This window comes from Erythrobacter sp. S227, from assembly GCF_057364925.1.
The window spans coordinates 490898-506248 of the sequence record NZ_CP200280.1 but is presented as its reverse complement, the minus strand read 5'-3'; the positions used below and the strand labels follow the sequence as shown (position 1 = coordinate 506248).

General features: G+C 58.1%; 15 protein-coding genes and 1 tRNA gene. 11 read left to right on the top strand and 5 right to left on the bottom strand.

Annotation, left to right across the window (positions count from 1 at the left end; all coding sequences use genetic code 11):
• Nucleotides 1-70 precede the first annotated feature (70 nt).
• The gene (yajC, locus tag AC0V6Q_RS02380; protein ID WP_486166836.1) at nt 71-400 is read right to left on the bottom strand and encodes a preprotein translocase subunit YajC; all 330 of its coding nucleotides are present in this window, start codon (nt 398-400) and stop codon (nt 71-73) included.
• Nucleotides 401-709: 309 nt separating this feature from the next.
• Here yajC and AC0V6Q_RS02375 point away from each other — a divergent pair.
• The 8 genes from AC0V6Q_RS02375 to accC all read left to right on the top strand — a co-directional run bounded on the left by AC0V6Q_RS02375 (nt 710) and on the right by accC (nt 7386).
• Nucleotides 710-786, top strand: a tRNA-Pro gene (locus AC0V6Q_RS02375).
• A gap of 118 nt (nt 787-904) precedes the next feature.
• Nucleotides 905-3061, top strand: coding sequence for a TonB-dependent receptor plug domain-containing protein (locus tag AC0V6Q_RS02370; RefSeq protein WP_486166835.1), 2157 nt, complete (start codon nt 905-907; stop codon nt 3059-3061).
• 36 nt (nt 3062-3097) lie between these two features.
• Nucleotides 3098-3979 carry an HpcH/HpaI aldolase/citrate lyase family protein gene (locus tag AC0V6Q_RS02365; RefSeq protein ID WP_486166834.1) on the top strand — a complete coding sequence of 294 codons (882 nt, stop codon included), beginning with the start codon at nt 3098-3100 and terminating at the stop codon, nt 3977-3979.
• Between the two features lie 80 nt (nt 3980-4059).
• The gene (locus AC0V6Q_RS02360; protein ID WP_486166833.1) at nt 4060-4473 is read left to right on the top strand and encodes a holin family protein; all 414 of its coding nucleotides are present in this window, start codon (nt 4060-4062) and stop codon (nt 4471-4473) included.
• Nucleotides 4474-4537: 64 nt separating this feature from the next.
• On the top strand, nt 4538-4930 hold the full coding sequence (locus tag AC0V6Q_RS02355) for a BLUF domain-containing protein (RefSeq protein ID WP_486166832.1): 393 nt from the start codon (nt 4538-4540) through the stop codon (nt 4928-4930).
• A gap of 47 nt (nt 4931-4977) precedes the next feature.
• Nucleotides 4978-5418 carry a type II 3-dehydroquinate dehydratase gene (locus AC0V6Q_RS02350; RefSeq protein WP_486166831.1) on the top strand — a complete coding sequence of 147 codons (441 nt, stop codon included), beginning with the start codon at nt 4978-4980 and terminating at the stop codon, nt 5416-5418.
• 117 nt (nt 5419-5535) lie between these two features.
• On the top strand, nt 5536-6021 hold the full coding sequence (gene accB, locus AC0V6Q_RS02345; RefSeq protein WP_486166830.1) for an acetyl-CoA carboxylase biotin carboxyl carrier protein: 486 nt from the start codon (nt 5536-5538) through the stop codon (nt 6019-6021).
• Between the two features lie 15 nt (nt 6022-6036).
• Complete coding sequence (gene accC, locus AC0V6Q_RS02340) at nt 6037-7386, top strand: acetyl-CoA carboxylase biotin carboxylase subunit (RefSeq protein WP_486166829.1); 1350 nt, start codon at nt 6037-6039, stop codon at nt 7384-7386.
• Here accC and AC0V6Q_RS02335 read toward each other — a convergent pair.
• Nucleotides 7383-8534 carry a serine hydrolase domain-containing protein gene (locus tag AC0V6Q_RS02335; protein ID WP_486166828.1) on the bottom strand — a complete coding sequence of 384 codons (1152 nt, stop codon included), beginning with the start codon at nt 8532-8534 and terminating at the stop codon, nt 7383-7385. The two genes, accC and AC0V6Q_RS02335, sit on opposite strands and share 4 nt — an antisense overlap.
• 296 nt (nt 8535-8830) lie before the next feature.
• On the opposite strand from AC0V6Q_RS02335, the gene AC0V6Q_RS02330 reads away from it, so the two are divergent.
• Nucleotides 8831-10150 (top strand): NAD(P)/FAD-dependent oxidoreductase, encoded by a 1320-nt coding sequence (locus AC0V6Q_RS02330; RefSeq protein WP_486169227.1) that lies wholly within the window; start codon nt 8831-8833, stop codon nt 10148-10150.
• 23 nt (nt 10151-10173) lie between these two features.
• Here the strand turns inward: AC0V6Q_RS02330 and AC0V6Q_RS02325 are convergent, their stop codons facing one another.
• From AC0V6Q_RS02325 to AC0V6Q_RS02315, 3 genes are read right to left on the bottom strand one after another with little or no spacing between them, the layout of a single operon-like run.
• The gene (locus tag AC0V6Q_RS02325; protein WP_486166827.1) at nt 10174-10665 is read right to left on the bottom strand and encodes a hypothetical protein; all 492 of its coding nucleotides are present in this window, start codon (nt 10663-10665) and stop codon (nt 10174-10176) included.
• An 11-nt stretch (nt 10666-10676) separates the two neighbouring features.
• On the bottom strand, nt 10677-11126 hold the full coding sequence (locus AC0V6Q_RS02320; protein ID WP_486166826.1) for a GFA family protein: 450 nt from the start codon (nt 11124-11126) through the stop codon (nt 10677-10679).
• A gap of 24 nt (nt 11127-11150) precedes the next feature.
• Complete coding sequence (locus tag AC0V6Q_RS02315; RefSeq protein ID WP_486166825.1) at nt 11151-11612, bottom strand: Lrp/AsnC family transcriptional regulator; 462 nt, start codon at nt 11610-11612, stop codon at nt 11151-11153.
• A 500-nt stretch (nt 11613-12112) separates the two neighbouring features.
• On the opposite strand from AC0V6Q_RS02315, the gene AC0V6Q_RS02310 reads away from it, so the two are divergent.
• On the top strand, nt 12113-14197 hold the full coding sequence (locus tag AC0V6Q_RS02310) for a histidine kinase dimerization/phospho-acceptor domain-containing protein (protein WP_486166824.1): 2085 nt from the start codon (nt 12113-12115) through the stop codon (nt 14195-14197).
• 85 nt (nt 14198-14282) lie between these two features.
• A complete protein-coding gene (locus tag AC0V6Q_RS02305) occupies nt 14283-15344 on the top strand; it encodes a polysaccharide deacetylase family protein (RefSeq protein ID WP_486166823.1) in 1062 nt (353 codons plus the stop codon).
• The last annotated feature ends 7 nt before the right edge of the window (nt 15345-15351 follow it).

The window sequence follows — 15351 nt, the reverse complement described above, 5'->3', positions numbered from 1 at the left end:
CGCTTTGATCCTATAAAAGATGTATTGGAACTGTACCGCGCGCGATCACACCGATGCGCGCGGACACATTCTAGTCGTTAGCCGCCGGCTTTGAGCCCGGTTCGATGAGATCGGCGATGGTGTGCTTGACCGCTTTCACGCGCACATCTTTTGCCAGTTCGATCTCTGCGTAGGTGTCGTCTGTCTTGATGACTTTGCCGACCAAACCGCCCTGTGTGATGACCTGATCGCCCTTCTTGAGGCCCGATACCTTTGCCTGATGCTCTTTCTGGCGCTTCATCTGCGGACGGATGATCAGGAACCAGAAGATCACAACCATACCGACAATCGGCAACCAGTTGATCCAGGCTGGCGGAGCGTCGCCTGCGCCTGCGGCAGCTGCGGTGAGAAGTTCAAGCATGTCTTATAAAACCTATGTTCTGTTATGACGTGTGAGCGTGAGTGATATCGAAGTTCGGGTGGCCGCGACACGGTGGTCTGACGCCCCTGAATTGTCCTGATCCCACTCCCCAACACAATTGTTATCGGGCTTAAGTGGGCGCGCGTAGCAGCAATACAAGCGTGTCGCAATCAGCCCCGTAATTAAGGCGGTAAATCAAGGCTTCTGCGGACATGCAGATCAGCAAGCGTTCAATTTCGCCCCTTATCGCGCCTGATCAAGCTTGCCAGCGTGGAAGGAGCCGCTTATAGGCGCGCCTCTCCACCGGTTCGGGAAGTAGCGCAGCCTGGTAGCGCATCACACTGGGGGTGTGGGGGTCGCAGGTTCGAATCCTGTCTTCCCGACCAGTGGAGCTCTATAAGACACGTTTATCGAAGCCCCTTCGTCGGGAATGGTTGTCGCTTCGTCCTTTGTCGCTGTCATTTGAACGAGTTTTTTGATTTCAGGCGCGCGCAAGGAAATTTCATGACCCGTCTGTTTTCGAATGCCTCTTTTTATCGTGCAACGCTTGCGTCCAGCGCAGCATTTTTGGCGTTTGGTGCGGCCCCGGCATTTGCGCGCGACATTCCTGATACTGCGACTGCGGATACGGCAGCGGACACGGCAGCGAACAGGGTGGACAGCGAGGAAACCGGCGACGTCGTAGAAAACGAAAACGCCAGAGCAACCTTCACACCAGAGGATTTTGCCAATTTCGCCCCGCGCAGCGCAGCCGATATGGCGCGCCAGGTGCCCGGTTTTTCGATCCGCGAAGGGGATGGCGCACGCGGCCTTGGTGCAGCAGACACGAATGTTCTGATCAACGGACGGCGCATTTCGGGTAAATCCAACGGCCCGGTCGAAGCCCTTGGGCGTATTCCGGTCGAAGAAGTCGTCCGGCTGGAGTTGGTCGATGGGGCGAGCCTCGATATTGGCGGTCTCACCGGACAAGTATTGAACGTTGTCACCGCCAGAAGCGGCGGCATTACGGGGACATTTCGTGTCGCCCCGCAAATCCGCACAAGAGGCACCCCGCCCCGCCTTCTCGAAGGGCGCGTCTCATTTGCGGGCGGCGGGCAGAAGGACGAGTGGACGCTCTCTTTTGAAAACGATTCCAACAGGCGCGGCGATGATGGCCTTGAATTTGTGTTCGATGGCGCGGACACTCTGATCGATACACGCGAAGAGAAAGCCAATTTCGCCTTCGATACGATCAGCGCTTCGGGTTCATATTCGCGCGTTGCCGACAATGGAAACGTGCTGAACCTGACGGGCGAAGTTGCCGGTTTTATCCGCCGCAACCGCGAGATTTCCGAACGCTCCGGCACTATCGACCCGGTCGACCGCGTCCGAACGCTGCGCGACACCGAAGACGAATTCAACTTTGAAGTCGGCGCGGATTATGACTTTGCGGTTCTGGGGGCACGGTTGAAACTGATCGGCTATCACCGGTTTGAAGACAGCCCGACAACCTCATCTGTTGTCACAGAATTTGCCGATGGCAGCCCCGTGCAAGGCTCTTTGTTCACCCGCGACGCGGACGAGGGAGAGACGATTGCGCGCGGCGAGTTTACCTTTGGCGCAGCAGGCGGCGATATGGTCATTGCGCTTGAGGGCGTGAAGAACTTCCTCGATATCGAGGCATCGCTGGAAGTGCGCGATGGCCAAGGCGTGCTGCAACCTGAACTGCTCACCGGCGCGAACAGCCGCGTCGAAGAAGACCGCGCAGAGGCAACCGTCACATACAGCCGCCCGCTGACCTCAAATCTGCAATTGCAAACCAGCTTTGGCGCAGAATATTCGCGGATCAGCCAGGACGGGCCAGCCGGCCTCACACGGACATTTTACCGGCCCAAAGGCTTCGTCGCATTCGATTGGCGGGCAAGCGAGAGTTTCGATCTCTCCGGCCGGGTAGAGCGCCAGGTCGGGCAGCTCAATTTCTTCGATTTCATCGCCTCGGTCGATCTTGATTTCAACAATGCCAATGTGTCGAATGTGGAGTTGGTGCCCCCGCAGCTTTGGCGCTTTGAGCTTGAGGGCAATATCGGGCTCGGCGCGCTTGGCAGCCTTGCCTTGCGGCCATTCTATGAAGATGTGTCGGACATTGTCGATCTGATCCCGATTGATGGCGGCGGGCAGGCGCCGGGCAATATTCCCTCTGCAAGCCGTTATGGTATCGAAGGCGATGTGACGCTTTTGTCCGAGGGGCTCGGCTGGCAGGGTACACGGTTTGATGCAGGGTTCCGGCTTGCGAACAGTTCGGTGCGCGATCCTCTGCTGGGTTTCAGCCGCAACCTGTCAGGGTTTGAAACCGAACAGATCGACTTTGAGCTGCGCCACGATTTTGCCTCGACCAATTGGGCATCAGGGCTGACCGCGTTCTGGAACAATCAGGCCGAAGACGTGCGCCTCGACCAGATTAGGCTGCGGCGAGAGACTTTCGGCTTTGCGGGCTTTTACGTCGAGAACAAGGATGTCGAAGGGATGGTTGTGCGCCTTGCGATCAACAATATCCTCGATCGCACCAACAAGATTGACCGCACCGTTTTCCTCGACCGCGCCGCCGATATTGTTGATTTTCGCGAGGACCGCGACCGTACTTTCGGGCAGATCTTTACGCTCGAGATTGAAGGAACCTTTTAAGCCGACTATCGCGGGCTCCGCGATAAAGGACCTGTGATGAGCGACACCGCCACAATCAAAATGCGCAGCTGGCTGTTTGCCCCTGGCGACAGCGAGAAGAAGATGGCCAAGGCGATTGGTAGCGATGCGGATATCGCCCTTCTCGACCTTGAAGATTCGGTGGTGCCCGAGCGCAAGGCCGATGCGCGCAAGATGGTGGCAGACGCGATCACCGCTGCGCCTGACAAGCGCCGCATCTGGGTCCGTGTGAACCCGCTTTCAGGCGACTGGACCAAGGGCGACCTCGAAGCGGTGGTGGCCGCAGGACCGGGCGGCGTTTTCCTTCCCAAGGCAGAAGGCGGCCACGATGTTGTGACGCTGGACAACATGATAACGCCGCTGGAACAGGCCGCAGGGATCGAGGTCGGCTCCGTCAAAGTCGCAGCGCTCGTCACTGAAACAGCCGCCGCCATGTTCACCACCGGCACGTACGATGGGGCCCCCCGTCTTGCAGCAATGAGCTGGGGCGCGGAGGATCTGTCCAGCGAGCTTGGCGCAAGCGAGCAACGCGGGGTCGATGGCGAGTACACCCATGTCTTTGAAATGGCCCGCAGCCTGTGCCTGCTCGGCGCAATCAAGGCGGGCGTCATGCCAATCGAGACGGTGCAGCCCGAATTTCGCGATCTGGAGGCGTTGGAAGCCCGCGCGCGGCGCGTTCGCGCTCAGGGCTTTCGCGGGATGCTCGCCATCCACCCGGCCCAGATCGCGCCGATCAACGCAGCTTTCACCCCCAGCGAAGACGAGCTCGCTCATGCCAGAGCCATTGTTCAGGCTTTCGCCGACAATCCCACCGCAGGCGCGCTTCAACTGGATGGCAATATGATCGACCGCCCGCACTTGGCCCTTGCCCAAAGACTGCTTGCCGAAGCAGGCGAGTAGGACGTATCCGGTTATAGAATTTTCCTACACGAACCATTTTGGTTACCCATTAAGCGACTCACAGCAAGGAGCGCTTTTGTATGGGACTTCTCCAATCACTGATCGGCCCGATCACCAAACTGCTTGATAAGATTATCCCGGACAAAGAGGCGCGCGCCAAAGCGCAGCTTGAGCTGATCAAGCTTGAAGGCAGCCAGGAGATGGAGCTGATCGAGGCGCGCCTTCAGGCGATCGTTGCAGAGGCAAACTCCGCAGATCCGTGGACCAGCCGCGCGCGTCCAAGCTTTCTCTATGTGATGTATGTCCTGATCCTGACCGCGCTCCCGATGGGCCTGCTCAGCGCGTTTAACCCCGGGGCGGCGACAGACATCGCCAATGGCATGAACGCCTATCTCTCCGGCCTTCCCGAGCCACTTTATGCCCTGTTTGGAACAGGTTACCTTGGCTACACCGCCGCGCGGCAATGGGGTAAGGTCAAGGGCGTCGACAAATAGCTCCGTCAGGGCGCCCTCCCCTTCGTTAACCGGCGGACAAGAACTTGGCCCTATTGCACCCTCGATGCTCCAGCTTGCCTACATCAGTTCTGCAGCCGATACCCTCGGGTCTGGTGAGGTTTTCAAGATCATTGAAACCTCCGCCAGGAACAATGCGAATGCCGGCCTCTCCGGCTTTCTGATCTACGCCAACAACCAGTTTTTTCAGGTTATCGAGGGCCCGTCATCCGCCATTGATGAGCTGATGAAAAAGCTTCAGCGCGACACGCGTCACCACTCGATTCAAATCGTGCATAGCGCCCCTATCGCCGCGCGGTCATTCGCCAAATGGTCGATGAAGCGCGTTTTGGTGCCTGATGCACAAGGGCGGATCGAGCGATTGATGCCAGAGCTTGCCGCCGCCCCTGATGCGGTCAAGCGCGCGGCAAGCGACTTCCTCGAACTCGCCGTCGCTTAGGCATAGAGCACTTTGCGTAACCTGCGCGAGCAGTTAAAGCGGCGCACATGTCAGACACAGTTTACGTCCTCAACGGCCCAAACCTCAACCTGCTCGGCCTGCGCGAGCCCGAAATTTACGGGTCCACCACGCTCGACGAAATTGCGGGGATGCTAGAGGACAAGGCGCGCGAACACGGCCTTTTGATCGACATGCGCCAGACCAATCACGAGGGCATGCTGGTTGATTGGCTGCATGAAGCACAAGCAGAAGGCGCGCGTGCGGTCCTCCTCAATGCGGCGGCCTACACCCACACCTCCATTGCGCTGCTTGATGCGATCAAGGCGATCAAAACGCCGGTGATCGAAGTGCACCTGTCCGACCCCAAAACGCGCGAGGAATTTCGCCACATCTCCTATGTCGCAATGGCAGCGGCCAAAACGGTCGAGGGGCACGGCGCGGAATCTTACACCATCGCCTTGGACGCCGTGGTGTCGGGCGAAGTGTGATTGTGAATTTTGATCCGTGAACAGAATATTGCAGAATTGTGAACAATTGCCACTTGCCAGCCACAATTGGGGTGAATAGGCATTCCGGCATAAAGTGGATCACCTTAGAGGAAATACATGGCTGATAAAAAGCCGAGTGCCGGTGCAACCGGCATGAACATCGACACCAGTCTGGTCCGCGAGCTTGCGGAGCTTTTGAACGAGACCGGCCTTACCGAAATCGAAGTCGAAGATGACGATCGCAAGATCCGTGTTGCGCGTGGCGGTATGGTCACCAATGTTGCGGCTGCTCCTGCGGCGGCAGCTCCGGCACCAGCGGCGGCTCCGGCAGCGGCTCCTGCCCCTGCGGCTCCGGCTGCGGACGATCACGCGGACGCGTTCAAATCACCGATGGTGGGCACTGCCTACCTTGCGGCTGAGCCGGGCGCGCCTAACTTCATCAAAGTGGGCGACAGCGTCAGCGAGGGCGACACCTTGCTGATCGTTGAAGCGATGAAGGTCATGAACCCCATCACCGCCGATAAAGCGGGTACAATCAAAGCGATCCTCGTCGAAAACGCGCAGCCGGTTGAGTTTGATCAACCTCTCGTCGTTATTGGCTAAGCGGGCGAAAAACGCATGAGCATTAAACGCATCTTGATCGCCAATCGCGGCGAAATCGCGCTGCGCATCCACCGTGCGGCCCACGAAATGGGGATTGAAACGGTCGCGGTGCACTCCACCGCGGATGCCGACGCCATGCATGTGCGGCTGGCCGACCATGCGGTCTGTATCGGCCCGCCAGCAGCAAGCGAAAGCTATCTCAACCACGCCGCGATCATTTCGGCGGCTGAGGTTGCGGGATGCGATGCGATCCACCCGGGCTATGGCTTCCTTTCGGAAAACGCCAAGTTTGCCGAAATCGTCGAGGCGCATGACATCGCCTGGATTGGTCCAAAGCCAGAGCATATCGTCACAATGGGCGACAAGGTGCAGGCGAAGAAAACCGCAGGCGATCTGGGCCTGCCGCTGGTTCCGGGATCAGACGGCGCGGTTTCCGACCCTGAAGAGGCGAAGAAAATCGCAGCGGAAGTCGGCTATCCGGTAATCATCAAAGCGGCCTCTGGCGGCGGTGGTCGCGGCATGAAAGTGTGCGAGAGCGAAGACCAGCTCGAAACCCTGATGCAGCAAGCCGGAAGCGAGGCGAAAGCCGCCTTTGGCGATGCAACCGTCTATATCGAAAAATACCTCGGCAATCCGCGCCACATCGAATTTCAGGTGTTTGGCGATGGCAAGGGCAATGCAATCCATCTGGGTGAGCGCGATTGCTCGCTCCAACGCCGCCACCAGAAAGTTCTCGAAGAAGCCCCCTCACCCGTCATCGATCATGAAATGCGCATGCATATGGGCGAGGTCTGCTCCAAAGCGATGCGCGATATGGGATATCGCGGGGCGGGCACGATTGAATTCCTGTGGGAAAACGGTGAATTCTATTTCATCGAAATGAACACCCGCCTTCAGGTGGAACACCCTGTAACAGAGGCAATCACCGGCGTTGATCTGGTGCGCGAGCAAATCCGCATCGCGGCGGGTAAGCCTCTTTCGGTGACACAGGAAGACCTCGAATTTCGCGGTCACGCGATCGAGTGCCGGATCAATGCAGAGGACCCTTTCACCTTTGCACCGAGCCCGGGCAAAGTGACCTCATACCACCCGGCTGGTGGGATGCATGTGCGCGTCGATTCCGGGCTTTATGCTGGATATTCAATCCCGCCCTATTACGACAGCATGATCGCCAAGCTGATCGTCTATGGCCGCGACCGAGAAGGCTGCATCATGCGCCTGCGCCGTGCTTTGGAAGAAATGGTGGTCGAAGGCGTCAAAACCAACATCCCGCTGCATCAGGAACTGCTCAAGCAGACTGACGTTCTCCACGGCGATTATTCGATCAAGTGGCTCGAAGAATGGCTTGAGAAGCGAGAAAGCTAGGAAGCGTCAATCGCATCGATATAGTCCGATGCGGCAGACAGAAGCGCTTGATAGCGACCAAAAGCCAACCCATCGTTGCGGTTGCAAAGCGCGATTACGCTGAAATCTCTTGATGTGAAACGGGCAAAGTGCGCGTTGAAGCCAACCCAGCTACCGCTGTGTCCAACCACTCTTTCCCCTGAAGCGCTGATATTGACATTCATGCCATAGGCATAGCCGGTTTCTGCCTCGCCCTCTCCTCCCGGCAACTGTGTTTTGGCAACGTAAGGGGTGTGAAGCTTCGCCACAAAATCGGCACCACCTTCAATCGAGCCGGTCGCAAGCGCGGCATCCCACTTTGCCATGTCGACAAGGCTTGTGTGGACCCCGCCATCGCCGACCCAATCCAGATTGGTCATCCCGATTGTGAAGCTGCCGTCTTCATGGGCGGTATACCCTTGAGCGCGCCGTGGAACGATCTCGCGAACGTTATCGTAGAACATCGTTTCGTCCATGCCAGCAGGAGCAAAGATCGCCTCTTGCGCAAATTCACGCAAAGACTGCCCGCTTACCCGCTCAACCACCTGACCAAGCAGAAAGTATGCGATGTTGGAGTAGTTGAAACCTGCTCCCGCCTCATGTTGCAGGGGCTTCTCCGCTACTGCAGCCATGAACTGTCCGGTCGTCCAATAGTCCTCGGCACCGAAGCGGAAGGGTTCACCCGGTCGCACTTCAAACCCGCCATATCCTCCCATGCCGCTGATATGGTGAATCATTTGGCGGATAGTAACGACGCGCTCAAATTCGGTAAGCTCAGGGAGATAAGTTCGCACATCCTCGTCAAGATCCAATTGCCCACGCTCAGCCAGGAGGGCGATAGCCGCAGCTGTAAATTGCTTGGAGACAGAGGCGATCCGGAAGATCGAGTTTTCATCAATAGGAACGCCATGTTCGACATGAGCCATTCCGTATCCTTTCGCGAACAAAAGCTCCCCGCCGCGAGCGATGCCGACTGCACAGCCGGGTGACGTTCCGGACTGGAAAGGAGCAAAAACGGCATCAAGCCTCGCTTCTGGAGAAGGATCCTCGACCTGTGGTGTTGTAGCGCTGCCGTGGACTGGTAAAGCGATCAAGACTGCCAAAGTCGCAAGCTTCGAGATACAGTTCATTCCCTGCTCCCCGATTTGAACTGCTGAAAAAGGGACAACAGTTGTTCTTTCAACCAAAGCTCCATTCGACCAACAGCTTCCAAGACGCGATGAATACAGCCGTCGACACCTGCACCGACACTTCAGTCCACTCCTTCGGGCACAAAACTTGTCATTGTGCGTTGCATCATCGAAACCCCGTAACCGGGGCAAACTCCTCAAGGGATCGGGGACGATAATGGACGCAACCAATGGAATACCAAGACATCGCGGCAAAAGAGCGCACTGCCCTGCCTGCTAAACCGCCTTACGCCCCTATCCGTCGGGGCGCGCGAAAGACCCAGATTGTGGTCGTGGGCGGCGGCGCTGGCGGGCTTGAGCTTGTCCGGCGACTGGGCGCGAAATTCGGGCGGCGCAATCACGATATTATCCTTGTCGATCAGAACCTTTCGCACATCTGGAAACCGCTTTTGCACGAAGTGGCGGCGGGCTCGCTAGATGCCAATATGGATGAAGTCGGTTACCGCAGCCACTGTGCGCGGTGGGGCTATCGCTTCTTCCAGGGAAGCCTTGAAAGCATCGACCGGCAAGAGCGCACCATTCGCCTTGCCCCCGTGCTTGACGACAATGGCAAAGAGGTAATCGGCGCCCATACGATCCGCTATGACATGCTGGTTCTGGCAATGGGATCGGTGTCGAACGATTTTGGCGTACCGGGCGTAAAGGAGCATTGCCTGTACCTCGACAGCCGCGTGCAGGCTGACAAATTCCGGCGCAAACTCCTCAACCACTGTCTGCGCGTCAGCCGGGCGATGTTGGCCGATCCCTCCTCCGATGAACGCGTGAAAGTCGCCATCGTGGGTGGTGGGGCGACCGGTGTGGAACTGGCCGCGGAGCTCTACAATGCAGCGGCGGGCCTGAAGCACTATGGCCTTGAAGTGTTTGATGAAAGCCGCCTTGAAGTAAGCTTGCTTGAGGCAGGAGAGCGCATCCTTCCCGCCCTGCCCGAACGCCTTTCCAATTCGGCCCGTGAAGAGCTGACCGCGCTTGGCGTTGAAGTGCGCGAGGGTGTGCAAGTGGTGAGAGCGACCGACAAGGCTTTGATTACGAAAGACGGCGAAGAGATCGAGGCGGACCTTATGGTTTGGGCCGCAGGGGTCAAAGGCGCGGACTTTATCGCAAATCTTGGCCTTGAGGTGACACCGCGCAATCAGATTGTGGTGAGGCCCACCCTCCAGACGGTAACCGATCAGGATATCTTTGCGCTCGGGGACTGCTGCGCCTTCATCCCCGAAGACGGCGGCCCGCAAATTCCGCCCCGCGCGCAAGCTGCGCACCAGATGGCAGAGACTGTCTATCGCAACATCCGCCACCGTGAACGCGGCAGGAAACTGGAAACCTTCACCTATCAGGACAATGGCTCGCTCGTCTCGCTAAGCCGTTTTTCAACCGTGGGGAGCCTGATGGGCAACCTTGTGGGCGGCGCGATGGCGATCGAGGGGCGCATTGCCCGCTTTATCTACACCTCGCTTTACCGGATGCACCTGATCGGGATTCACGGCTGGATGAAAGGGCTTGGCCTGATGGTTATTGGCCGGGTGAACCGCATTGTACGGCCCAAGCTGAAGCTGCATTAGAGCGCGCTGGTCGCTTCAGGGGCTCACATGGTTCCGGCAAACCAGAACACGCGAGTGGTCGCCTCACCTTCGACCAATATGATCGTAAGCGGCCACGGACCGTCCTTTTCCATCTGCGATACAAACACGCGCGCTGAGCCGGTTGCTGGTGTCTGAAACCAGCTGTGCCCGGCCCAGGAAGGTGCATGGTTGATGGCTTCCAGATCAACGATCTCAAATCGCTCCGAAGACTTGCCACTTGCGTCCGCAACGAGCTCAAGCGCCGTGCTGCTGGGCAAATCAAAGCGTGCAATCTGCTGGCAGTCTATCCCGCATGTTTCATCGTAAAACACCTGCACCGCCCCGCTTGGCAGCCCAGCACCATCGGGAAGAAGTGCAATTTTGGCTATTTGCTCTTCGGGAACCTGAATTGCGGCGTCTGCATCCAAACAGCTGTAACATGCATCCAGAAAGGGTTCATTGCATGCGCCCAAAACCAGAAGCGGGCCAATCAAAGTAAGACTGCGCAACTTCAAGCCTGCCTCGCTTAGTCAAAGCTAAACCCAGCAGCCTCTGCTTCTGCGATGATCTCAGGGCCGGTTTTCATCGGGCTTTCCTGCGCCAGATCGAACCAGTCGGGTTTTTCATCGACGAAAATCTGCTGCTTGATCGGCACGCCGTTTGGGAGGTCAAACATCCCTGCCAGGAACGTGCGGTTACCGGTGGGCAGGAATTTGTACCAAAGGTGACTGCCGCATTTGGAGCAGAAGGCGCGTTCGGCCCACTTGCTCGATTGATAGGCGGTTATCTGCTCTTCGCCCTCAATCGTGAAATCATCCGCCTCGATCCCGGCATACATCGATCCGGTCCACGCCTGACACATGGTGCAGTGGCACACATCGACTTCTCTATGGGCATCGCGCATGGTGATCGAAACCGCGCCGCACAGGCATTTGCCTGTCAAAGCTTGCGCGATGTGATTGGAAGGTTCGTTCATCGTCTTCCCCCGACCTTCAAGCGTTTAAAGCGGAACTCCGGGTTCGTGCTTTGCGGTGCGAATGGTGAGCGAGGTTTTGACACTTGCCACATTGGGCGCAGGCGTAAGCTTGCTGGTCAGAAACTCCTGAAAACTCTGCAAATCCTGGCTAACAATCTTCAGGATAAAGTCGATCTCACCGTTCAGCATATGGCATTCGCGCACTTCGGGAAGGTGCGCCATATGCTCTTCAAATTCGCGCAAGTCCGCCTCGGCCTGGCTTTTGAGGCTCACCATCGCAAAAACGGTGATCGCAAAGCCCAGTTTCGAAGGGTCCAGATCGGCATGATAGCCGCGGATCACCCCGTCTTCCTCAAGACCACGCACACGGCGCAGACACGGCGGCGCGGTCAGGCCAACCCTTTGGGCCAGCTCAACATTTGTGACACGGCCCTCGGCTTGAAGCTCACTCAACAGCCGTCGATCGATCTCGTCCAGGTTCGCCATGTTCCCTTATCTCTCCTCAAAGGGCGGCGCGTTGCACCATTGCCCCCCATTTCAAATCCAATTGCTCAAATCTACCCACCAGATCCGCCGCTAATTTATGCGCCAATATTGGTGTCCGATTCGGACAATGCGACACAAGCGCTGGCTAATAGGGCAACAATCTTTTGCAAGAATGTGCCTAATAACTCGGCTTTGGACCTAATTTTATTATGTGTGCCAGCAATTGTCCCGCTTTGCAACGCACGTCAAAGCCGTTCTGTCGCACCTTTCATCGAATGCTATGCAACATGGTGCACAATCCTGCGCGGTGCTTGGATGATCCGACTCACTCAGCTTAGGTGCGCGTTGGGCCTCGACCTGCGTTAGGGCGTGCGTGCGCGCGGGCGCGCGGAGGTCTCGTGTAAGAACGGATCGGGCCTGCCCCTTTCGAATTTGGAGCCTGAATGTTCTTTGATGATCGCCTTGCTACAGTTCTGAGACAGCGCGCTCAGAGCGATGCAATGCGTCGCACCCAATTCAGGCAATTGCTCGATCTGTTGGGAGCAGAGCCGACGACTGCCCGCAGTTCTGGCCGCAGTTCGGGCCGCGATCCAAGCCTTGTTGCGGCGGCATGGATGCGCATGAACAAGCTTGCAGAGACGATTCCTGCCAAGGACAGGGCGCGCCTTATCTCCGAAACGGGGTGGAGGCTGCGCAATCCTGAACTGGTGGCCCATTTGGCCAATTTCGAGCCTGACGTGGCCTCTGCCGCCTTGACCCGTGCCCAATTGTCGAGCGAGGACTGGAACACTCTTATTCCGCGCCTGCCGGTAAGAGCGCGCGGCTTCCTTCGCCTCCGGCGCGATCTTCCGCAGGAGATGGAAGCAACGCTGGAGCGGCTGGGCATTCACGATCGCGGGCTTCCCAATCCGCAAACGGAAACTGCGCAAGCTGGCGCTGCAAACGAGGCAGTGCCGTTCGATGACGATCCGGTGGACGATGAGCCGCTCGATCTCGGCGCGTCCGATGAATTGCCCGGCTCGGACATTCCGGTGGAGGATATTCCCGAAGAACCGATGGTGAGCGCTCCTTTCGATGGCGGGTCCGATGAAGAGAGCGATACGACGTCGGAGCCTATTGCACCGCGGCGGCCGATATTCTTTCCCAAAGACAGGCCCAAAGACAGGACTCCGGAAAACACAACGGAGCCAGTGGAAACGGTCGAGGCCGAAGTCTTCGAGCCCAAGCCCTTCACCATCGAAGAGCTGCGCGAGATTGCCGAAGAGCCTCTCAACATTGACGAGCCCGCAGCGGATGACGAGATTTCGCGGGGCAATCCGGCAAGCGATGCCCCCATAACAGGTGAGGAGAAACCTCCCGGCCTGCTATCGCGAAAAGACGGGCGAAGCGAAATCTCGGCGCTGGTGGAGCGGATCGCCAACTTTCAACGCTCCCGCGAAGAGGCGTCCCCGTCCGATGATGAAGCGGCCGCAGAGCTTCCCGACAGCGACCGGCTTATGCCGCGCCTTCCGCTGGGCGAGGAAGACACCACACGCTCGCGCACCGTGCGCGGGTTTGCCTTTGCCGCCGATGCCGCTGGCCGGATTGAATGGGCCGAAGAAGACGTCGCTCCTATGGTTGTTGGAACCCGGCTGGTCGCACCTGCGCGGCTTCAGTCGGGAACACAGCAGAACTCACTGACAATGGCTTTTAACCGGCGCCAGCCGATGAAATCGGAGAGTTTCAAACTGGAAGGCGCGCGGGCCATTACCGGCGACTGGATCGTCGATGCACAGCCCCGCTTTAGCCAGATTGGTGGCTTTGCAGGATATGTCGGCCGAATGCGCAGACCGATCGAGGTCGCCCCGAGCGGTCCAAGTCCGGCCCAGCGCGAAGCCGATCGCATCCGCCAACTGCTGCACGAATTGCGCACGCCTGTGACCGCGGTTCAGGGCTATTCAGAGGTTATCCAGCAACAGCTATTCGGCTCTGCCCCGCACGAATATCGCGCTCTTGCGGCCGCGATTGCATCGGATGCTGCGCGCATTTTGTCAGGGTTTGAAGAACTCGACCGGCTGGCAAAGTTTGAAACCGGCGCGATGGAAGTGGAGGAAGGGCAGACCGATATTGCGGCCCTGACCCAGCGTATTATCCGCCAGCTTTCTCAAGTGCTTGATGCGCGCATGGCGGGAATTGAGCTTGCGTGGAATAGCGAAGCGCCGCTGTTCACCGCGATTGGCGAGGAAAGCGCTGAAAGCTTGATGTGGCGTTTTCTTGCAAGCGTTGGCGGAGGCTGCGCGGCGAGTGAAACCGTGCAGGCGCGGCTGGATGATTGCGGCGACCGTATCCGGCTGATCTGTGATTTGCCGATGCAATTGCTGGGCGAAGATGATCTGTTTGCAGCTGATGCACGCCCGTCAGGCACTGCGATCAGTCCGGGGCTTTTTGGCGCCGGCTTTGCGCTTCGCCTGGCCCGTGCAGAGGCGCGCGCGGGGGGCGGTGATCTTGCGCGTGAAAGCGATTCGATAATCCTGACCCTTCCCAAACTTGGAAGCGCCGAGGCAAGCGCTGCCGGAAACACCGGTTCAGACCTCGTCGGTCAGTAGAAAAATTTCAGTAATATCAGATATCTGCGCGTTCTTTGTGGCAGTGGTAAGGCATCGCTAAACACTGCCGTGTTACGGGTTGTCCATGAATTGGGCCACAATTCCTTCAACTGATGCGCAATCGTTTGTTTCAGACGAGCCAGACGCGCGTCCGCGCTCGATGACGTCGGCCCCTGCATCTGGCTCTGCGGCAGCATTCTCTACCGGTTTTGGCCGCCGCGCATTGCTGACCGTCGATACCGAAGAAGAATTCGATTGGAGCGGCCCGTTCACGCGCGATGACCATGGCCTCAACCATGTCGCCGCCCTCCCCCGGTTTCAGGCCTTTTGTGAAGGCATTGGCGCGCATCCGGTCTATCTGGTCGATTGGCCCATCGCCACTGATCCGGCAGCCGCCGAGATTATCGCAGACGCCGTGCAGCGCGGCACCGCAGATGTGGGCGCGCAGCTTCACCCTTGGGTAAACCCGCCGTTTGAAGAGAGTGTATGCCCGCACAATTCGTTCGCAGGAAACCTGCCGCGCGAGTTGGAGCGTGCCAAGTTTTTGGGGTTACGCGACAAAATTGAAAAGGCGTTCGGCGCCGCGCCGCTGATTTACCGCGCGGGACGTTATGGCCTTGGCCCGAACAGCGCTGACATCCTCAAAGAAGGCGGCATCAAGATTGATACATCGGTGCGCCCTTTGTTCGATTACAGCGCGCATGGCGGACCCGATTTTTCGCGTCACCCGCTGCATCCCTATTGGGTCGATGAAGCGCGCCAGTTGCTCGAAGCGCCAATGACTGTCGTTCACTCGGGCCCTCTTCGCAACATTGGCGAACGGTTGCAAAGGATGGGCAGCCAGATGCCGCCATTGCTTGGGCTGCTTTCCAAACTGGGCTTGTTCGAGAGAATCGCTCTCACCCCCGAAGGCGTAAGCGCCGATGAGGCCCTGCGCGCACTGGAATTGACGCTCGAGGCGCAGGTACCGCTAACGGTTCTGTCATTCCATAGCCCGTCGCTCGTTCCCGGCTACACGCCCTACACACGCAGCGAGAGCGAGGTAGAATTGCTTTATGACTGGTTTGCGCAAATCTATGGCCGACTGGCCGATGCAGGCGTCAAATCCGTCAAAGTCGAGGACGTAATCGCGGCGGCAGTGCGTTAATTTGGCA